15 protein-coding genes are annotated in these 19,046 nt (G+C 66.2%); 6 read left to right on the forward strand and 9 right to left on the reverse strand.

Going from position 1 to position 19,046, the window contains the following annotated elements:
• Positions 1-118 precede the first annotated feature (118 nt).
• The 4 genes from ACYPYD_RS08790 to ACYPYD_RS08805 all read right to left on the reverse strand — a co-directional run bounded on the left by ACYPYD_RS08790 (position 119) and on the right by ACYPYD_RS08805 (position 8,573).
• On the reverse strand, positions 119-2,167 hold the full coding sequence (locus tag ACYPYD_RS08790; protein WP_459662834.1) for a glycoside hydrolase family 97 protein: 2,049 nt from the start codon (positions 2,165-2,167) through the stop codon (positions 119-121).
• Positions 2,164-3,783, reverse strand: coding sequence for an alpha-amylase family glycosyl hydrolase (locus tag ACYPYD_RS08795; RefSeq protein ID WP_459662835.1), 1,620 nt, complete (start codon positions 3,781-3,783; stop codon positions 2,164-2,166). Before ACYPYD_RS08795 ends, ACYPYD_RS08790 begins: the two co-directional genes overlap by 4 nt.
• Before the next feature lie 56 nt (positions 3,784-3,839).
• Positions 3,840-5,663, reverse strand: a complete 1,824-nt coding sequence (locus ACYPYD_RS08800; RefSeq protein ID WP_459662836.1) for an alpha-amylase family glycosyl hydrolase — start codon at positions 5,661-5,663, stop codon at positions 3,840-3,842.
• A gap of 129 nt (positions 5,664-5,792) precedes the next feature.
• A complete protein-coding gene (locus ACYPYD_RS08805; protein WP_459662837.1) occupies positions 5,793-8,573 on the reverse strand; it encodes a TonB-dependent receptor in 2,781 nt (926 codons plus the stop codon).
• Between the two features lie 276 nt (positions 8,574-8,849).
• Here ACYPYD_RS08805 and ACYPYD_RS08810 point away from each other — a divergent pair, with 276 nt between their 5' ends.
• The 3 genes from ACYPYD_RS08810 (at position 8,850) to ACYPYD_RS08820 (ending at position 12,842) form a co-directional block, all read left to right on the forward strand.
• Complete coding sequence (locus ACYPYD_RS08810) at positions 8,850-9,884, forward strand: LacI family DNA-binding transcriptional regulator (RefSeq protein ID WP_069709135.1); 1,035 nt, start codon at positions 8,850-8,852, stop codon at positions 9,882-9,884.
• Between the two features lie 195 nt (positions 9,885-10,079).
• Positions 10,080-11,591, forward strand: a complete 1,512-nt coding sequence (locus tag ACYPYD_RS08815) for an MFS transporter (protein ID WP_459662838.1) — start codon at positions 10,080-10,082, stop codon at positions 11,589-11,591.
• Positions 11,592-11,684: 93 nt separating this feature from the next.
• On the forward strand, positions 11,685-12,842 hold the full coding sequence (locus tag ACYPYD_RS08820) for an isovaleryl-CoA dehydrogenase (protein WP_459662839.1): 1,158 nt from the start codon (positions 11,685-11,687) through the stop codon (positions 12,840-12,842).
• Between the two features lies 1 nt (position 12,843).
• On the opposite strand, the gene ACYPYD_RS08825 is transcribed toward ACYPYD_RS08820, so the two are convergent.
• The 5 genes from ACYPYD_RS08825 to ACYPYD_RS08845 form a co-directional block, all read right to left on the reverse strand.
• The gene (locus ACYPYD_RS08825; protein WP_459662840.1) at positions 12,844-14,049 is read right to left on the reverse strand and encodes an NmrA family NAD(P)-binding protein; all 1,206 of its coding nucleotides are present in this window, start codon (positions 14,047-14,049) and stop codon (positions 12,844-12,846) included.
• Positions 14,050-14,138: 89 nt separating this feature from the next.
• A complete protein-coding gene (locus ACYPYD_RS08830) occupies positions 14,139-14,771 on the reverse strand; it encodes an ATP-binding cassette domain-containing protein (RefSeq protein WP_459662841.1) in 633 nt (210 codons plus the stop codon).
• The gene (gene modB / locus ACYPYD_RS08835; protein WP_459662842.1) at positions 14,761-15,462 is read right to left on the reverse strand and encodes a molybdate ABC transporter permease subunit; all 702 of its coding nucleotides are present in this window, start codon (positions 15,460-15,462) and stop codon (positions 14,761-14,763) included. Before modB ends, ACYPYD_RS08830 begins: the two co-directional genes overlap by 11 nt.
• A gap of 6 nt (positions 15,463-15,468) precedes the next feature.
• The gene (gene modA, locus ACYPYD_RS08840) at positions 15,469-16,245 is read right to left on the reverse strand and encodes a molybdate ABC transporter substrate-binding protein (RefSeq protein ID WP_459662843.1); all 777 of its coding nucleotides are present in this window, start codon (positions 16,243-16,245) and stop codon (positions 15,469-15,471) included.
• Between the two features lie 81 nt (positions 16,246-16,326).
• Positions 16,327-16,707 carry a winged helix-turn-helix domain-containing protein gene (locus ACYPYD_RS08845; RefSeq protein ID WP_036522849.1) on the reverse strand — a complete coding sequence of 127 codons (381 nt, stop codon included), beginning with the start codon at positions 16,705-16,707 and terminating at the stop codon, positions 16,327-16,329.
• Positions 16,708-16,766: 59 nt separating this feature from the next.
• Between ACYPYD_RS08845 and ACYPYD_RS08850 the strand changes: the two genes are divergently transcribed.
• The 3 genes from ACYPYD_RS08850 (at position 16,767) to ACYPYD_RS08860 (ending at position 18,461) form a co-directional block, all read left to right on the forward strand.
• Positions 16,767-17,090 (forward strand): hypothetical protein, encoded by a 324-nt coding sequence (locus ACYPYD_RS08850; RefSeq protein ID WP_459662844.1) that lies wholly within the window; start codon positions 16,767-16,769, stop codon positions 17,088-17,090.
• A 167-nt stretch (positions 17,091-17,257) separates the two neighbouring features.
• Positions 17,258-17,461, forward strand: a complete 204-nt coding sequence (locus ACYPYD_RS08855; protein ID WP_008832158.1) for a hypothetical protein — start codon at positions 17,258-17,260, stop codon at positions 17,459-17,461.
• A 208-nt stretch (positions 17,462-17,669) separates the two neighbouring features.
• Positions 17,670-18,461 (forward strand): tyrosine-protein phosphatase, encoded by a 792-nt coding sequence (locus ACYPYD_RS08860; protein ID WP_459662845.1) that lies wholly within the window; start codon positions 17,670-17,672, stop codon positions 18,459-18,461.
• Positions 18,462-19,046: the final 585 nt, after the last annotated feature.

A 19,046-nucleotide genomic window follows, 5' to 3' on the forward strand; every position in this document is an offset into this window, starting at 1 on the left:
GGACCGGTGGCCGAGCCGGGACCCACTTGCGCGCAGGGTGCCCGGTCGATGAACCGCGCCTAAAGACAGCCACCGGTCCCGGATCAAGTCCGGGACGACGGGGCCTTCATGCGGATCGTCAGCGCGGCTCCAGCCGGATCGCGGTGCCGCCGCCGGGGGCCAGCCACACGTCCATGGTATCGCCCTTCTTCACCGTGCGCGTGTCGTAGGCGATGTTGTGGCGCGCTTCGGTTTCATACGTCGCGCCTTCGCCGTCCTTCCAGACGCTGGCCTTGTAGCTCTTGCCCGCATCGAGGAAGTCGAACTTCAGCGTCACCGTGCGCGCCGTCGCATCGTTCACGCCGCCGACGAACCAGCGCGGCGAAGCGCGGTCCTTGCGTGCGAAGATCGCATAGTCGCCCACTTCGCCCGCGATCAGGTGGCTCTCGGCCCAGTCGGTCGGCACGCTCTCGATGAAGTTCATCTCGCGCGGGTACTTGTCGAGTTGCTCGATGAAGTCCGCCGCCATCTGGATCGGCGAGTAGATCGCGAGGTACAGCCCCAACTGCTTCGCCAGCGTCGAGGCGAGGGGGCCGTTCGCGCCTTCGAGGCTCAGAACGCCGGGCGTGAAGTCCATCGGGCCGGACAGCATGCGGGTATAGACCAGCGTAGGCTCATGGTCCGGGCCGTTGGCGAACTTGCCCCAGGCGTTATACTCCATGCCGCGCGCCCCTTCGCGCGAGACCCAGTTGGGGTACGTGCGGCGAAGGCCCGTGTCCTTGACCGGTTCATGCGCGTCGATGGCTATGTGGTGCTTCGCGGCATCCTCGACGACGGCGAGGTGGTGCTCGACCTGCCGCTGGCCGTCGTGCCACTCCATGCGGACCGGGCCGACCGGGCCGCCGGGATAGTCGGTGTTCGCGATCACGCCGCCATGGTCGGCGACGTAGCCGGTCTTCACCGTGTCCACGCCCAGCTTCTGGTAGAGCGCGAAGCCGGCGTCCATGTTCGCTTCGTAATTGGCGATGTTGCCGCCGGTCTCGTGGTGACCGATCAGCTTGACGCCCTTCTTGGCGGCGTACTTCGTCACCGCTTCGATGTCGAAATCGGGCGTCGCCTTTGTGAAGCTGAATTCGTCGCCGTGGCCGAACCAGTCGCCGTTCCAGCCCTTGTTCCAGCCCTCGACCAGCACGCCCCGGAACTTGTGCTTCGCGGCATAGTCGATGTACTGCTTGGTCCGCTCGGTGGTGGCGCCGTGCTTCGGCCCTTCCGCCCAGGTCCAGTCATTGCGGATCATGCCCCACCAGATGCCGATGTAACGGCCGGGCTTCACCCAGCTGACATCGCCCAGCTTGTTGGGCTCGTTCAGGTTCAGCTCCAGATCGTTGTCGACCAGACCTTCGGCGTCATCGGCGATGCGCACCGTGCGCCACGGCGTCGCGAAGGGCAGATCGCGCACCACGCGCGGGCCCCGCGAGGAGGGCGAAAGCGTCGTGCGGAAGGTCTGCCCGGTCGCGCGCTTGAACCAGTAACCGGCATAGTCGACCAGCGCCGCTTCGTGGAACGACAGATGGGTGCCGTCCTCCAGCTTCATGGTGATCGGCGTGTGTGCGGTAGAGACGGCGTCGATCGGGGTCTTCTGGTAGACCTGCTCATAGCGGTTCCACTCGCCGCCGGGGATCCACCATGCAGTGCCCTTGGGGACGATGTCGAACTCGGTCGTCTCGTCGGCGATCTTCATCGTCTTGAGGCCCGGCTGTTCGGGGATCTCGTAGCGGAAGCCCACGCCGTTGTCGAAGAGGCGGAAGGTGACGTTCATCATCCGCGTCCCGTAGGTCTTGCCCTGCTTGAAGCGGACGGTGACCTGATTGTACTTGTCCTTGACGAGGCGGCGCTCACCCCAGGGCTGTTCCCAGGTGTCGTCGCCCTTGGCGGTATCGCTGCTCTCGATGGCGAAGCCGCGCGTCATGTTGAGGCCATCCGTCAGGATGAAGCCCAGCTTGCTCGGCGCGATCAGCAGCTTGCCCTTGCGGGTGAGCGACCACATCGGGCGGCTGTCGTTGTCGGTGGTGACCGTCAGGACGATCGAGCCGTCGGGGGATTGCGCGGTGACGGCGGGCTTCTCCTGCGCCATGGCAGGGGCGGCGATGACGATGCCGGCACTAGCCAGCAGGGCGAGCGGCTTCATGCCGTTTCTCCTTCGATGATCCACAAGGCGCCCCAAGCGGGGAGCGTACCGGGTTCGGCGTTATTCACGGCGGCCAGAACGCGGCCGCCGATCGGAATTGCTGCGGGCCATGTTGCAGGCGCATCGCTCATGTTGACGATCACCAGCACGCTGCGGCCTTCAAGTTCGCGGCGCAGCACGAGGCGCGTTTCGTCGGCGAGCAGCACTTCGCCGGAGCCCCGGCGCAGCGCCGGATCGGCGGCGCGAAGCTGCAGCAGATGCCGGGTCAGGTTGAGCAGCGAAGCCGGGTCCGCCTCCTGCCGGTCGACCGCGCGCGACAGGTTCTGTTCGCTCAGCGGCAGCCACGGTGCGGAGGAGGTGAACCCGCCATGCTCGCTCTGCGCCATCCACGGCAGCGGCGTGCGCACGCCGTCGCGCGAGAGGGTGAGCGGCCAGTTGGCGATCGCTTCGGGATCCTGCAGCATTTCGAACGGGATTTCGTCCTGCAGCAGGCCGAGTTCCTCGCCCTGGAACAGGATCGGATTGCCCCGGATCGAGAGCAGCGTCAGCATCTTCATCCGCGCGAAGGCGTCGATCTGGTCGGGCGCGCACCAGCGGGAGAGGGCGCGCGGGGCGTCGTGGTTCTCGAAGGCCCAGCTCGGCCATCCGGCATCGGGTTCGTCGGGCCAGAACTGCAGCACTTCGGCGATGTGCGCGGGACGCAGCGCGTCGGCATAGAGCAGATCGAAACCGTAGGCGCTGTCCAGACGGGCAGGGCCTTGCGTGAAGGTGCGCTTCTCTTCCATCGCCCGCGATCCGCCGACTTCGGCCAGCGAATAGGTATCGGGATAGGAGGCGATCAACGCCTGCAGCCGCTCGATGAACTTCAGGATGTCCGGGTGCGACTGGTTGTAGACCTGCAACTGGAAATCGTAGGGCCGCGTGCGCACTTTTCCATCATCGGGCGCGGGCGGATTGTTGCGCAGCATCGGGTCGTGCATCGAGTGGTTGAGCGCATCGATGCGGAAGCCCGCGACGCCCCGGTCCAGCCAGAACTTCGCCACCGCCAGCAGCGCGTCCTGCACCTCGGGGTTATGGCAATTGAGCTGCGGCTGCTCGGCCAGGAAGTTGTGCATGTAATACTGTCCGCGCCGCGCATCCCAGCGCCACGCCGGGCCGCCGAACACCGACTGCCAGTTGTTGGGCGGCGAACCGTCCACCTTGGGATCGGCCCAGACGTACCAGTCCGAACGCGCATTGCCGCGGCTGGACCGGCTCTCGGCGAACCACGGGTGCTGGTCGGAAGTATGGGCATAGACCTGATCGACGATGACCTTGAGGCCGAGCGCCTTGGCCTTGGCGATCAGCGCGTCGAATTCCTCCAGCGTGCCGAACATCGGGTCGACCGCGCAGTAGTCGGAAATGTCGTAGCCGAAGTCGGCCATCGGCGACTGGTAGAACGGCGAGATCCAGATCGCCTCGACGCCGAGCCTCGCCACGTGGTCGAGACGGGCGGTGATGCCGGGCAGGTCGCCGATGCCGTCGCCGTTGGAATCGGCGAAGCTGCGCGGGTAGATCTGGTAGATCGCCGCGCCGCGCCACCATGGCGTCTTGGAGGAGGTTTCTGGGTTCGTCATGGCGCTCTCTGGTGGGTCTTGGCGTCGTTATGTCGGGCTATGTCGGTTTCTGTCGCTCAGGGCCGGGCCGCGCAGGCGGCGAAACCGAGCGGTGGCAGGGCGATCGAAACCGATCCCGGAGCGGTGGCCTTCACCGGACATGCGGAACCCGTAAGCGTCTGGAATTGCGCCGATTTTGGCTCTACCGCAAGGTTGCCTTGGACCGCCTCGGTGGAAGTGTTGAAGGCCAGTACCACCTCGTTTCCGGTAGCCGGATCGAAGCGGGACACCGCGAACAGCCCCGGCTTGTCGGATGCGGCGCGAACTTTGGTCATCCCGCCCGTCAGCGCCGGGGTCTGGCGGCGCAAGGTCGCCAGCTGCGCGATCAGCTTGTAAAGCGGGTGCGTGGGATCGAAATGCTCGGCATCGGGCGCGCGGGTCGTGCCCAGCAGCGGTTCGTCCGTCAGGCGCAAGTCCTTGGAAGCAAACATATCCTGCCGCGACCACTGGTCGCCGCCATGGCCGACGAAGCCTTGTTCGTCGCCGTAGTAGATCGTCGGCACACCGCGCAGCGTCAGCAGCATGGCGTGTGCCAGCATCGAGCGCTTCAGCAGCTCGTCATTGCTCGCAAGCGGTTGACCCAGCTTGAGAAACATCGGCAGGCGCCCGGCATCGTGATTGCCGAGGAACGTCGGCAGCTGCAGCGCCCCCGCCTTTCCGCCCGCATAGAGGGCATCGTCGTCGAACAGCCGCGCCAGCGTCTCGGTGCCACCATCCTTGGCGCCGCCGGCAGCATCGTCGACCGCCCGCATGAACGCGAAGTCGAGCACGCCCGGCAGGCCCGCATTGCGCGTCCACGAGGCGAGCAGGGCAGGGTCGTAATCGCCCGTCGCGACTTCGCCGAAGATGTGGAAGTTGTTGATTCCCTTTGCCTTCGCGCGCTCCAGCATGGCGGGCACGAACTTCTGCCACAGCTCCGCGTTCACATGGCGCGCGGTGTCGATGCGGAAGCCGTCGATGCCGAAGCGGTCGATCCAGCTGCCGTAGATCTCGATCATCCCATCGACCACGCGCGGGTTCTCGGTGGCGAGGTCGTCGAGGCCGACGAAGTCGCCGTACTGCGCGCTCTCGCCCTTCCAGTCGGTGTTGCCGCGGTTGTGGTAGTAGATCGGATCGTTGAGCCAGGCGGGGACTTTCACGTCCTTCTCCGCCTTGGGCACGACGGGAGTGTAGGCGAACGAAGGATCGGTCAGTTTCGCCCAGTTCTCAGGCGTTTGCACCGTTTCTCCAAGAAAACCGGGGTTGATCGCCGGACCCTTCACGCCGCCCCGGGTCGAGAACGGATAGTCCGCCTTGGAGCGATAGGGATACCCCTCCGCGACCCCTTCCTTGTACTGGATCACGTCCGCCGTGTGGTTGACGATGATGTCCATGTAGACCTTCATGCCGCGGGCATGTGCGGCCTCGACGAGCGCCTTGAAGTCGTCGTTGGTGCCGAAGTGCGGATCGACTTGCGTGAAGTCGGTAATCCAGTAGCCGTGGTATCCCGCGCTTTCGTTGCCCTTGGGGCCTTGCACCGGCTTGTTCTTGAAGATCGGCCCGACCCACAGCGCGCTGGCGCCGAGGCCCTGGATGTAATCCAGCCGCGCGGTCAGGCCCTTGAGGTCGCCGCCGTGGTAGAACGCCTTGTCGGTGGGGTCGAAGCCGGTCTGCAGCTTACCGCCGCTGAGGCCGCCGGTATCGTTTGAGGTGTCACCGTTCTCGAAACGGTCGGGCAGGACGAAGTAGATGACTTCCTGCTCGGGCGTGCGGGCGCGCATATCCTCGACCGTCCCGGCGAACGCACCGCCACTGGAGAGGGCCAGCGCGAGGGCCGAGAGAGAAGGTATCAGGCGGTTCATCACAGGCGATCTCCGGATGGCCGTCGGGGAAAGGTAGGCGGAACCGTCGAAGGGAGGGATAACTTCGACGGTTCCGCCGGTGTGGCGCCGTTCAGGAGGAGGAGGGTTCCATCGCGGCGCCGGGGGGAGTTAGAACTTATACGTGAAACCGGCCAGGAAACGGCGGCCGTACGTCTGGTAGTCGATAATTTCGCGGCTATCGCCGGGGTTGGTCGTGATGAACGGCGCATTGGTGAGGTTCTGGCCCTGCACGTAGAGCGAGAGACCCTCGAGCGCGCTGCCCGCCTGGAAGTCGTAGCCGATCTGTGCGTCGACGATCGTTTCCGCAGCCGCACGGCGACGCACGCGGTTGGCGGCGAAGCCCGAGACTTCACCCAGGAACGTCGAACGGTAGCGCACCGAACCACGCGCGTTGAAGCCCCACTTCTCGAAGTAGGCGGTGCCGTTGGCGACCCACTTCGAATAGCCCGGCAGATCGCCCGAGGGCGAGTCCGGCGTCGCCTGGATCTTGCTCTTGGTATAGGCGACCGAGCCGGTCACGCCGAAGCCTTCGAGTGCCGGAATGATGGTCTCGAACGGCAGGGTGGTGGCGATTTCGACGCCGTAGAGCTTGCCGCCCTTGCCGTTGACCGGGATCGTGTACTGCGCGGTCGGCGACAGCACCACGCCTGCGCCCGGGTCCTGCAGCGCGAGGCTGTCGGTGGGCACGGTGGACTGCTGGTTGTAGATGTAGCTCTTCAGGTCCTTCCAGAAGAACTGCGCCGCGATCACGCCCTTGCCGCCGAAGTACTGCTCGAACGTCAGGTCGAGCGCATTGGCGCGCCAGGGACGCAGGTATGGGTTGCCGGACTCGCCGGTGACCTGGGCCACGTTGCCGGTGATCGTGTAGTCGAACTTCTCCGAGGCGCGCATGTCGTCGAGGCGCGGGCGGATGATCTCGCGCGCGGCGGCGAAGCGGATCACGGTGTCGCTCGGGAAGCGCAGCGAGAGGTTGAGGCTGGGCAGCACGTCGAGATAGTCGGTGCTGACCTTGCGGACGCGGGCGCCGATGTTGGGCGAGCCGTTCGGGTTCACCGGCGGCTGCAGCAGGATGGCACCGGCACCGACCGAGTTCTGGTCGGTCCACTGCGCCTGCACGCCGAAGTTGCCGGTCAGGTGCGCCGAGCCGATGTCTGCATCGAGGTTACCCTGGATATAGCCGGTCATCAGGCGCTCGCGGATGGCGTAGCTCTTGACGATGACGTCGCCGTAGGGGTTCGCGACAAGGTTATAGATGCCGTCCCGCACCAGCGCTGCCGGATCGTAGCTGACGACCGGACCGAGGCCGAGGTAGCTGAGCTGCGTCTCGCCCTTGAGGCGGTATTCCTCGGGGATGGTGACGCTGGTGAGGCCATCGGTATTGGCCTTCAGGCCGAGGAAATACTCTTCCGGAACCAGCGTCTTGGAGCGGTTGGTGTAGTTCCAGCCGACCTGGAACGAGTGGAGCAGGCCGCTCTCGAACTCGTGCTCGACCTCGACCCGGTACTGCCACAACTCATCCTTGATGTGGCGATTGTTGTAGTAGCCGTCCTGCCCGTTGAGGATCTTGGTGCCGTCCACGGCGGTCTGATCGCCGCCCCAGCCCTGCGGGCCGGTCAGCAGGATCAGGTTGTAGTCGCCGTAGTTGAGGCTGGGCGAGAACACCGCGCCCTTGTCGGTCATGGTGAAGCCGATGCTGTCGAGCGCGCCGATCGTGTTGCGGCCGGTCCCGGCCAGTGTCTCGATGGTCAGTTCGCTGCGGTCGGTCTTGGAATAGCTGACGTCGAAGAACGCCTTCCAGCCGTCGTCGCCTTCCCACTTGGTATTCCAGCCGAACGAATAGAGCTTGGCGTGGCGCTGGAACAGGTCGTTGCGCACCACGCTCTTGACGCCGTTGAAGGTGCCCGAGGTGACCATGCCGTCCGTCACCGTCGCATTGGCGAGCGAGGCAGTGTCGGGGTCGTAGTACAGCGGCAGTTCGATGCCGCGCTTGACCTGGTTGTCCTTGAAGTTCGAGTAGAACCCGTCGAGCGTCATCGTCAGGTTCGGCGTCGGCTTCCACTGCAGCGTGCCGTTGAGGCCGAGGCGCTTGAGCGTGGTCGAGGTCACGTAGGACTTGGAGCCGCCGATGACCTTGTCGCCTTCGGGCGTGTCGGCATAGCCCCAGGAGTTGAATTCCTGGACCTGATAAGGCTCGTTCAGATAGCTGGCGCCCAGCGCGATGCCGATGGTGTCATCGGCGAACTGGTCCACGTACGTGGCGTTGAGGCGGTAGCCCTTGTCCTTGGAGCCCGCGTTCAGCTTGCCGAGATCGGCATAAGTGCCGCGCGCGCCGACCGAGATGACGCGCTTGCCAGAGTCGAGCGGACGGATCGTGCGCATGTCGACGGTGCCCGACAGGCCCTGGCCGACGAGGCTGGCCATCGGCGTCTTGTAGACGTTGACGGCGCTGACGACTTCCGATGGATACTGATCGTACTCGACCGCGCGGTTGTCGCCGGTCGAGGTCTGCTCGCGGCCGTTCAGCAGCGTGGTCGAGAAGTCCGGCGCGAAGCCGCGGATGGCGATCGAGTTCGAGCGGCCGTTGACGCGCTGCGAGGTCAGGCCCGGCAGGCGGGCGATCGATTCCGCGATCGAGGCGTCGGGCAGCTTGCCGATGTCCTCGGCCGAGACGCTCTCGACGATCTGCTCGGCGTTGCGCTTCTGGTTGATCGCGTTGAGCAGCGATGCGCGGTAGCCAGTGACGACGATGGTGTCGGCGCTGGCGTTGTCCTCCGCCGGGGCGGCGTCCTGCGCCCACGCTGCGGCAGGAAGGGCAGCCGCGATCATGGCGGCGGCGATGGCCATGCGGGACGAAGTGCCCGCGGCCGAAAACTCGTTACGAAGCGACATGAAGTGTCCTCCCCTGTTCTGGCCGGGACAGCACACCTGGCGCCCGGCATCTCCTCCTGATGAGCCCGTGCATTTCTGCCGCGACTCCATTCGACCCCCTCTGCTTAAGGCGGTCCTACGTTGCGCATAATATGGCATACGTATACGTAGATGCCGGAGGGAAACGCGGCGTGTCTTCCATGCAACGATCAGGATACCGCGTAATTACGTGATTATATGAAGTTAGCTACCTGGTGCTGTGGCATTGTTGCGGCGCAGCATCGGGTGGAGGAGACCATGGGACGCAAGCCGACCAACCGCCCGACCAGCTTCGACATCGCCTATCGCGCCGGTGTCTCGCAGCCCACCGTCAGCCGCGCGCTGCGGGGGAGCAAGTCGGTCAGCGCCGCTACGCGCGAGCGGATCGAGGCGATCGCGCGCGAGTTGAACTACTCGGTGGACAAGAACGCCTCGTCGCTGCGGTCTCAGCGTTCGAACACGATCGCGCTGCTGTTCTTCGAGGAACAGTCGCCCGACGACTCCAAGATCAACCCGTTCTTCCTCGCCATGCTCGGCGCGATCACGCGCGAGTGCGCCAGTCGGGGGCTGGACCTGCTCATCTCGTTCCAGAAGCTGGAGGACGACTGGCACGTGCGCTATCAGGACAGCCACCGCGCCGACGGCCTGATCCTGCTCGGCTACGGGGATTATACGCTTTACGAGAGCCGTCTGCGCCAACTGGTCGGGCAGGGCACGCACTTCGTGCGCTGGGGCAGCGTGGACGAGGTCAATATCGGGGCGACGGTCGGTTCCGACAACCTCGGCGCGGGGCGGCTGGCTGGGGAGCATCTGCTCGGCCTTGGCCGTCGGCGCATCGTCTTTCTCGGGCAGGCGGATGAGCATTATCCCGAGTTCGCCGATCGTTACCGGGGGCTGTGCGAGGCGCTCGGGGAGGCAGGGGTGACGGTGGACCCGCGCCTGCAACGCGACGTGGTGAACCTTGAGGACATGGGCCACGCGGCGATGCGCGAGGTGATTGGCGAAGGGGTGATTTTCGACGCCGTCTTCGCGGCCAGCGACCTCATCGCCATCGGCGCCATGCGCGCGCTGGGCGAGGCGGGCCTGTCGATCCCCGGCGACGTGGCGGTGATGGGCTTCGACGACCTTCCCGCCGCCAGCATGACCAACCCGCCGCTGACCACGATGATGCAGGACCTTAGGCGCGCCGGAGAAATTCTGGTCGAGACGCTGGCCGACCAGATCGCGGACCGCGCGGCGCCCTCGCGCACGCTGCCGGCGCGTCTGGTGGTGCGGCGAAGCACGGCGGGGTAGCGTAGTTAGGCAGGTGCCTTGTCGAGAGGGCTTCGACAAGCTCAGCCTGAGCGGGAAGGAACGGGTGCCGGTTTCATCCGGATCAGCTTGGGCATGACCGGTTAGGCATTCGTATGCATGTTGTCGCATCCGGCGCATCGTGCAAGGCGGGCGGACTGCGCGGCGTCAAGTCCGCGAGCTTAGGGAAGGGACGCGATGACGGACATGGCTTCGGAGAAACCCCGGCAGGGCTGGGCGGGGCTGTGGAACATCAGCTTCGGGTTCTTCGGCATCCAGATCGGCTTCGCACTGCAGAACGCCAACATGAGCCGCGTCTTCCAGTCGCTGGGTTCGGGGATCGACGATCTTCCCGCGCTCTGGGTCGCGGCGCCGTTGACGGGCCTGCTGGTCCAGCCCATCGTCGGCCACATGTCCGACCGGACATGGCTGGGCCGTCTCGGTCGCCGCCGTCCCTACTTCCTCGCGGGCGCCGTCCTGGCGACGATCGCGCTGCTGGCGATGCCGGAGAGCGCCGGGTCGTCTTCGGGACTGCTGATGGCGGCGCTGCTGCTGTGGATGCTCGACGCCAGCCTCAACGTCTCGATGGAGCCCTTCCGCGCCTTCGTGGGCGATATGCTGCGCAAGGATCAGCACACGGCGGGCTATGCCGTGCAGACCGCCTTTATCGCCGCGGGCGCGGTGGTGGGGTCGCTGTTTCCTTATGCGCTGGAGCACTTGGGTGTCTCCAACGCGGCGGCCCTCGGCGAGATTCCCGATACGGTACGCTACAGCTTCTGGGCAGGGGGACTGGCGCTGCTGGCTGCCGTGCTCTGGACGGTGCTGACGACGCGCGAATACTCGCCCGAGGAGCAAGCGGCGTTTGGGGATGTGCAGGAGGCGGAGGGCGCCAGTGCTGCGGCGCTCGCCGGGCGCCCGATCTGGAACGGGTTGCCGTGGATCGTCGCCGGTGCCGTCGTTGCGGCGCTCGTCAAGGCATGGGCTCTGGAGAAGGAAGTCTATCTCCTCGCCGCGCTCCTCGCAGGCTACGGCATCGCCGTCATGGCCGCTATCGGCCTTGCGCGCTCGGGCCGCAGTGCTTCGATGCTGGCAGGGATCGTCGGTGACTTCGCGGGAATGCCGCCGCTGATGAAGCGGCTCGCCTTCGTGCAGTTCTTCAGCTGGTCGGCGCTGTTCATCATGTGGATCAACACCACGCCGGTGGTGGCGCAGTACCACTTCGGATCGGCCGACCCCGCGAGTGCTGCCTATCAGGAAGCGGGCAACTGGGTCGGCGTGTTGTTCTCGGTCTACAACGGCGTCGCCGCCATCGCCGCGCTGGCGCTGCTGCCGGTGCTTTCGGCCCGGCTGGGCAAGGCGCGGACGCATGCGCTGTGCCTTGTTGCGGGAGCGCTGGGCTTTGCCGGGTTCCTGCTGCTGCGCGATCCCAAGGGCCTGATCGCGTGCGAGATCGGCATCGGCATCGCCTGGGCCTCGATCCTCGCGATGCCTTACGCCATTCTCGCGAGTAGCTTGCCGCAGTCCAAGCTGGGCATCTACATGGGCCTGTTCAACGTCTTCGTGGTGCTGCCGCAACTGCTGGTCGCGACGGTGATGGGCTCGATCATGAAGGCCTTCTTCCCCGGCGAGCCGATCTGGACGATGGCCTTCGCAGCGGGCACTCTGCTGGTCGCGGCGCTCGCCTCGCTGCGAATTGGTGCGGAGACATAATTGCGCGGGCTCTCGTAATATTCCGTCTTCGCGCTGCATCGATATTGCTCTAGGAGCGTTGCCAAAGATCAGGCAGCCAGAGGAGAGGAACCCATGCGCGCCACCCCCGATTTCGACTTCGCCCTTGGCGAAAGCGCGCAGATGATCCGCGAGAGCGTCTCCCGCTTCGCCGACGAGCGCATCGCCCCCATCGCCGCGAAAGTGGACGCCGAGGACTGGTTTCCGCGCGATCTCTGGCCCGAAATGGGCGCGCTCGGCCTCCATGGCCTGACGGTCGAGGAGGAGTGGGGCGGCATCGGCCTCGGCTACCTCGAACACGTCATCGCGGTGGAGGAAGTCAGCCGTGCATCGGCCTCGGTCGGGCTGTCCTACGGCGCGCATTCGAACTTGTGCGTCAACCAGATCCGCCGTTGGGGCACCGAGGAACAGAAGGCGAAGTATCTGCCGAAGCTGATCTCGGGCGAGCACGTCGGCAGCCTCGCCATGTCCGAGGTGGGCGCGGGGTCCGACGTCGTCGGCATGAAGCTGCGCGCCGATGCGGTCGCCGGGGGATTCCGCCTCAACGGCACCAAGTTCTGGATCACCAACGGCGCGTATGCGGACACGCTGGTCGTCTATGCCAAGACCGGCGAGGGCTCCAAAGGCATCACCGCCTTCCTGATCGAGAAGGGCATGCCGGGCTTCTCGATCGGCCAGAAGATCGACAAGATGGGCATGCGCGGTTCGCCCACGTGCGAGCTTGTGTTCGACGACTGCCTGGTGCCGGAAGAGAACGTCATGGGGCCGCTGCACGGCGGCGTCGGCGTGCTGATGAGCGGGCTCGACTATGAGCGGGTGGTGCTGGCGGGCCTTCAACTTGGCATCATGCAGGCATGCCTCGACACCGTCATTCCCTACCTTCGCGAGCGCAGGCAGTTCGGCAAGCCGATCGGCGCGTTCCAGCTGATGCAGGCCAAGGTCGCGGACATGTACGTCGCGCTGCAGTCCGCGCGCGCCTACGTCTATGCCGTGGCGCGCGCCTGCGATGCCGGGCAGACCACGCGCTTCGACGCGGCGGGCGCGATCCTGCTGGCGAGCGAGAACGCCTTCCGCGTCTCGGGCGAGGCGGTGCAGGCGCTGGGCGGCGCGGGCTATACCAAGGACTGGCCGGTCGAACGCTACCTGCGCGATGCCAAGTTGCTCGACATCGGCGCAGGCACGAACGAAATCCGCCGGATGCTCATCGGCCGCGAACTGATCGGCGCAGGCTGATTTATTCGGTTAGACTGCGGCGCACGTAGTCCTCGAAGCTCGCAGGTTCGCGGCCGAGCAGCCAGCGCAGCGCGCCGGGGTTGCCCCGGCCGCCACTGCGGGCCTGCCAGGCGTTGAGGCGCGTGACCGCATCGGCGACGTAGGCAAAGGCAGGGCCTGCCGCTTCCAGTCCGGCGACGAGCTGTGCGACGGGGAGTTCCCCAGCAGTCACCGATCGTCCGCTCACCGTGGTGACGAGGGCTGCGATCTCCGCCGTGCTGAGCGCCTCGTTGCTTGCCAGATCGTAAGTCGCGAGGGTATGGCCGTCCTCGCTCGCGACCTTGGCGACCACATCCGCCAGATCGGCCATGTCGAGATAGCCCTGCCGCGTCGTGAGCGCAAAGGGCAGGTGCAGCGCACCGGCTTCCAGCACGGCGGCGACATCGATGTTCTGCATGTAGGTCTGCGGGCGCAGCACCGTCCATTGGAGGCCGGATTCCGCGAGGTATGCCTCGACCGCCAGCTTGGCGGCATGACCGGGCACGCTGGTGACTTGCGCATGCAGCGCCGAGACGTAGATGAAGCGCGAGACGCCCGCCGCCACCGCCGCGTCGATCATCCCGGTGCCCATCGCCGCTTCGCGCGGGTGGAAGGCGGGGGCGTAGTGGATGACGACGTCGATGCCCTCGACCGCCCGCGCACGGTCGGCAGGGTTTTCGAGATCGCCGGTCAGGCAGATGATGGAATGGGCCCGGCGCGTGCCGGTGTCGAGATTGCCGGGCACCGTCTCGATCGCGCGCGACACGGCGATGCTGCCTTCGAGCGGGTCGACCACCAGTTCCACCGCGCGCTTCTTCTTGCCGCTGCCGGTATCGAGGTTGCCCGGGACAGTCTCGATACCGCGCGCCTTGGCGCTCCCGGTGTCGAGGTTGCCGGGAACGGTTTCGATCGCGCGTGCCCTGGCGCTTCCCGTATCGAGATTTCCCGGGACCGTCTCGATGGCGCGCTTCCTGCTGGTGCCGGTATCGAGGTTGCCGGGAACAGTCTCGATGGCGCGTGCCTTGGCGCTGCCGGTGTCGAGATTGCCGGGGACCGTTTCGATCGCGCGCGCAGGCTCCTGTGGATAGCGGCACAGGCCCCGGATATCGGCGTCGGGATCGCGGCCGCGCAGTGCGTCGATCACATGACTGCCTGTCCGGCCCGTCGGTCCCACCACCAGAATGCGCATTGATTCCCTCCGTTTTTCCGCGCGACGCCCATACGCGGACGCCTGGCGCGAGAGAACTGACAAGTCCCGTTACCAGACTTGCGGTGCGCTCAGGCCGCGTCAATCCCCGGACCGGCAACCGGCACGATCGTCTGCGCGAGCCGCTCCACTTCCGCGCGGTCGTGGCTGACGTAGAGGATCGGCAGGCGCAGTTCGTCGCGAATGCGCTCGATCAGGCGCAGGATATCCTCGCGCCGCGCCACGTCGACCGATGCGAGTGGCTCGTCCATGAGCAGGAATTCGGGCGCGGACAGCAGCGCGCGCCCGATCGCGACACGCTGGGCCTCGCCGCCGGACAGCGTCGCGGGCATGCGGTCGAGCAATCCGGCGATGCCGAGCAGGTCGAGCGTATGATCCCAGTCGAGCGTCGAGCCCTCCCGGCGGCCGAACTCGAGGTTGCGGCGGACCGAGCGGTGGGGGAACAGGCGCAGGTCCTGGAAAACGTATCCGCAGCGCCGCTTCTCGGGCTTGAGGTCGATGCGCGCGGCGCTGTCGAACAGCGTGGCTCCGGCGACCGCGATGCGCCCCTCTACCGGGCGCAGCAGGCCCGCGAGGGCGTCGAGCAGGCTGGTCTTGCCTGCACCGGAGGGGCCGAACAGCGCCGTCAGGCCCGCTCCGGCGACGAAGGCATAGTCTATCCGCCGCTCGCCGCGTTTCAGGGTAAGGGCGATGTCAAACGACATGGCGACCCCGCTCCTGCCCGCTGCGCCGGGCCAGCCATTCGGACAGCACCAGCGCCGCGACGGACAGCACCACCGAAAGCCCCGCCAGACGCGCCACCTGCAGGTCGGAGCCGGGCACCTGCAGCGCGCTGTAGATGGCCAGCGGCAGGGTTTGCGTCTCGCCCGGGATGTTGGAGGCGAAGGTGATCGTGGCGCCGAACTCCCCGACCGAACGCGCGAAGCCGAGCACCAGCGCCGCCAGCACCCCATTGGCGCTGAGAGGCAGGGTGACGGTGACGAAGGTGCGCCACGGCCCCGCGCCGAGCGTGCGCGCGGCGCTCTCCAGTCGGCGGTCGACCGCTTCCAGAGAAAGGCGCATCGCACGGACCATCAGCGGCAGCGCCATCACGGCGGCGGCCAGCGCCGCGCCGGTCCAGCGGAACAGGAAGGTCAGGCCGAGCGTGCGCTCGAGGAAACCGCCGAGCAGGGCGTTCGGGCTGAAGGCCAGCAGCAGCAGCCAGCCGGTCACGACAGGAGGCAGCACCAGCGGCAGGTGGACCATCGCATCGACCAGCACCTTGCCCGGAAAGCGCCAGCGCGCCAGCACCCAGGCGAGCGCGAAGGACACCGGCATCGCCGCCGCTATGGCGACACCGCCGACCTTGAGCGAGAGAACCAGTATCTCCCATTCGGCCAGTGATAGCGGGCTCAATGGGCCTTACTTCGTCCCGAAGCCGAAGCGGCGGAACAGCGCCTTGCCCTCGGCCGAGATCAGGTAGCGGCGGAATCCCTCGCCTTCCGGGTTGCGGGAGGAGGACAGGGTGGCGACCGGGTAGCTGATCGGGTCGTGGCTCGCGGGCGGGAAGGTGCCGACCACGCGCACGCCGGGATCGGCGCGGGCGTCCGTCGCGTAGACGATGCCGAGCGGCGCGGCGCCCCGGCTCACCAGAGCGAGCGCGCCGCGCACACTGTCCCCCGGGGCGAGCCGGTCCTGAACCGAGGGCCACACGCCCAGCCGGGTCAGCGCCTGCTTGCCGTAGATGCCCGCCGGAACGCCCGCAGGGTCGGCGATCGCCAGCCGCCCGTTGCCGAGCGCCCTGGCCAGCGGCATGCCGCGCCCGATCCGCAGGCGGATAGTGCTGGCGCGCGGGGCGATCAGCACGAGGTCGTTGCGCAGGAATGAGACGCGCGTGCCCTTGCGCACCAGTCCCTTGCCCTGCACGTCGTCCATCCACGGCTCGTCGGCCGAGACGAACAGGTCCGCCGGAGCGCCCGAGGCGATCTGGCGGGCAAGCGCGGAGGACGCGGCGAACGAGATGCGCGGGCGCGGATGCCCCTTGCGCGCCCAGGCGTCGGCGGCGGCGTTCATCGATTCCTGCAGGCTCGCCGCGGCGAGCACCAGCGGCGGTTGTCCGCCCGGTGCGGCGCTAACGGGAGCGGCGGCTCCGTACAGGACGACCAGGACCGCCAGCAGCAGGCCCACGAACTTGCGCATCACAAATCTCCGGGAAGGCGTATTGTATTCGACAGTATATCGCGTGTGGTCGATTGCAAGCCGGGCGCGGTAAGGTGCCGTTCAATCCTTCTGCGAGGCGCGCGGCTCGGGCAGCAGGCGTGCGGCGAGCGCGTCGTAGTCGGGACCGCGCGCGGCGTGCGCGATGCCATCCTGCAAGGCGCGGTAGTGGGCGAGCACCGCCTCTCCGAGTTCGGTCAGCCGCGCGCCGCTCGTCGCCGCGCGGCCGGGGGCGGTCTGGACCAGCGGGGCATCCCAGCAGCGGTTCATGACATCGACCAGAAGCCACGCCCGGCGGTAGCTCATCGCCATCGCGCGCCCTGCGGCGGAGATCGATCCGTGTTCGCGGATTGCATCGAGAAGGTCGGCCTTTCCCGGTCCCATCGCGATCTCGTCGCCGGAATGGATCTGGATCTTGATCTTCAGGCGCGGGTGAGCGGTCATGGCCCCGTTCCTAGGCCGCGCTTGCGTCGGCAGCAAGATGGCGGAGAGCTTAACCGCCGATGATCCGTCGCGCCGCCCGAATCACCTCGGCGCGGCGGCGGAACAGCCGGACGGAAAACCGGCGCAGGGACGACGGCCGCGTCGTCGTTCTCCGTGCGGTCCGCGAGATTCGCCGCAGCCGCGTTCTGTTGCTGCTGCCCTGCGGCGAAACCGGTATGCCGGACTTGCGCAACGATTGCAGTTGGACCGCATTTCCGGGGCTTGCGATCGTTTTGCGCCGCAATAACGCCCTCCACCTTCTTAGTGCGGATATTTCACCAATCGGTACGAAAATTACCTTCGTTATGAGTATAATATCGCTGCCGCATTGGGGATTAAAATGATGTGAGGCATTCGGGATATTCTGGAACAAAGCGACGGATTCTGGTAGAACTTGTCCCAGCAAAGAAATCGGAGTGACGTCAACAGGCGCACCCTTTCGGGATTGATCCGGGCGGCCATGGCGCGGGAACCACGCGTGACAACCGCCTCGACCATTTGAGGATGCGTTATGAAGGTCGCTGACGACAATATTCTCCGTTTCGAACGTATCCCTGATAGCGGACGCGATTTCTCCACGCGCCTGTCGGCGGGCATGGTCTACGCCGCAGAGCGCATGGACCGTGGCGAGGAGCATGACGGGCGCGGCCTGACGATCGCGATCCTGCTTTGCATGGCCTGCTGGGCCGCGCTTGGGTACTTCCTTCTGGCCTGACCGTTCGTGCCGCGTCCGATGGCGCGGCTCCGGACTGTTTTACCTACCGCCGCAGGCTCACGTCCGCGTCCGAGGCCATCTGCGCAGCACGCGCCTTGTGCATGTCGGCAAGCGGTGATCGTCGCCCCGGCGTTCCTGAAAAGCCTGTCCCGATCGTGTGAGAAGAGATACTGAACACGGCTATTGTTCGGCAATGGCTGGAGGCTCGGTGGGTCGCTTGAACGATCGTATCCTGCTCCTTGAAGGGGTGCACAATTTCCGCGATGCGGGCGGCTATGCGGTTGCTGCGGGCGGGAAGATGAAGTGCGCGGTGGTGTGGCGATCCGGCCAGCATCACGGTGCAACCGATGCAGACCTCGAGCATATTGCCGCGCTTGGGCTCACGAGCGTCTTCGACTTGCGGACGTCCAGGGAACGGAGTGTGCATCCCTGCCGCCGCCCCCAGACATTCGCCGCGAGAGTGTTCTTCGCCAACGATCCGGACTTGCGCCACGCCCCGCATCTGGCCGCGGCGAAGACGACCCGGCAGCGTACCGCGCAGTCCACGCGCGAGAGCCTGACGCGCAATTACGGGGGCATCTGCTTCCGGCCTGAACTGCAGGCGATGATACGGGACTGGTTCGACGAACTGGCGCGGGGGCGGGGACCCAGCCTGGTCAATTGCATGGCGGGCAAGGATCGCACCGGGATTGCGGTCGCGATGCTGCACGCTGCGCTGGGTATCCACCGCGATGACATCATGGCGGACTATCTGCTCACCAACAGTGCCGGAAACGTCAAGGCGCGCATCGCCTCGGGTGCGGAGGCGATCCGGGCGATCACCGGCCAACTCGACGATGCCGTGCTGCAGGTGCTGATGGGCGTCGAGCCCGACTATCTGGAAGCCGCGTGGCAAGCGGTCGAGGAACGATACGGCACGTTCGATGCCTATCTGGAACAGGCGCTGGGCGTGGATGCCGTAAAGCGGGAACGAATGCTTGCGGCTCTTGTTGAGACTTGACATTGTTAACCAAATGGGTTATATGCCCCAGCATCCGGAGCGGTGCAGATCACATTGCTTCGGTGTATCGGGTCGGCGTCGTGGGCCGGGATGCGGTTTCAGCCGTGGCCATGCAACCCACGCGTCCGTTCGAAGACCCGGACTGTCTCTGCGCTACCGGAAACGCCGTCCATACGTTCCTGCGACACACGGCAGGACATGGGAGGGCCATCCCGGATAGCCTTCGGCCGATAACGCTGCGAACCCTAACGATGGCCACATGGGACAAGTCCGATGGAATACAGGTCGAGCCGGGCTGCACCGTGAGTTACCCGGCCGCTCGCCAGAGCTTCACGGAAAACAAAACCCCGCGTCCCGGTGAGGACGCTCCCGACGCCGACCCGATGTTACCTTCGGATGCGTTGATTTCCCCGGCGTAATGGCCCGCACTCGCCAGCGGGTATTTCCGCGTGCGCTAACTGCACGCACGGCGTCGTCATCCCAGCGAAAGCTGGGACCGCTGGCCTGTTACGGCCAACTATCGTTCAAACGCCCTGTCGAGGGTTGGGCTTTGCGCGGCCAGCGGTCCCAGCCTTCGCTGGGATG

The organism is Novosphingobium sp. 11B (assembly GCF_054589055.1).

Coding starts and splice junctions, on each gene's coding strand:
- ACYPYD_RS08850 (WP_459662844.1), top strand. CDS start 16,767: ATGATCCGTCGCGCCGCCCGAATCACCTCGGCGCGGCGGCGGAACAGC.
- ACYPYD_RS08795 (WP_459662835.1), bottom strand. CDS start 3,783: ATGACGAACCCAGAAACCTCCTCCAAGACGCCATGGTGGCGCGGCGCG.
- ACYPYD_RS08805 (WP_459662837.1), bottom strand. CDS start 8,573: ATGTCGCTTCGTAACGAGTTTTCGGCCGCGGGCACTTCGTCCCGCATG.
- ACYPYD_RS08830 (WP_459662841.1), bottom strand. CDS start 14,771: ATGTCGTTTGACATCGCCCTTACCCTGAAACGCGGCGAGCGGCGGATA.
- ACYPYD_RS08815 (WP_459662838.1), top strand. CDS start 10,080: ATGACGGACATGGCTTCGGAGAAACCCCGGCAGGGCTGGGCGGGGCTG.
- ACYPYD_RS08855 (WP_008832158.1), top strand. CDS start 17,258: ATGAAGGTCGCTGACGACAATATTCTCCGTTTCGAACGTATCCCTGAT.
- ACYPYD_RS08845 (WP_036522849.1), bottom strand. CDS start 16,707: ATGACCGCTCACCCGCGCCTGAAGATCAAGATCCAGATCCATTCCGGC.
- modA (WP_459662843.1), bottom strand. CDS start 16,245: ATGCGCAAGTTCGTGGGCCTGCTGCTGGCGGTCCTGGTCGTCCTGTAC.
- ACYPYD_RS08790 (WP_459662834.1), bottom strand. CDS start 2,167: ATGAAGCCGCTCGCCCTGCTGGCTAGTGCCGGCATCGTCATCGCCGCC.
- ACYPYD_RS08810 (WP_069709135.1), top strand. CDS start 8,850: ATGGGACGCAAGCCGACCAACCGCCCGACCAGCTTCGACATCGCCTAT.
- ACYPYD_RS08820 (WP_459662839.1), top strand. CDS start 11,685: ATGCGCGCCACCCCCGATTTCGACTTCGCCCTTGGCGAAAGCGCGCAG.
- ACYPYD_RS08800 (WP_459662836.1), bottom strand. CDS start 5,663: ATGAACCGCCTGATACCTTCTCTCTCGGCCCTCGCGCTGGCCCTCTCC.
- ACYPYD_RS08825 (WP_459662840.1), bottom strand. CDS start 14,049: ATGCGCATTCTGGTGGTGGGACCGACGGGCCGGACAGGCAGTCATGTG.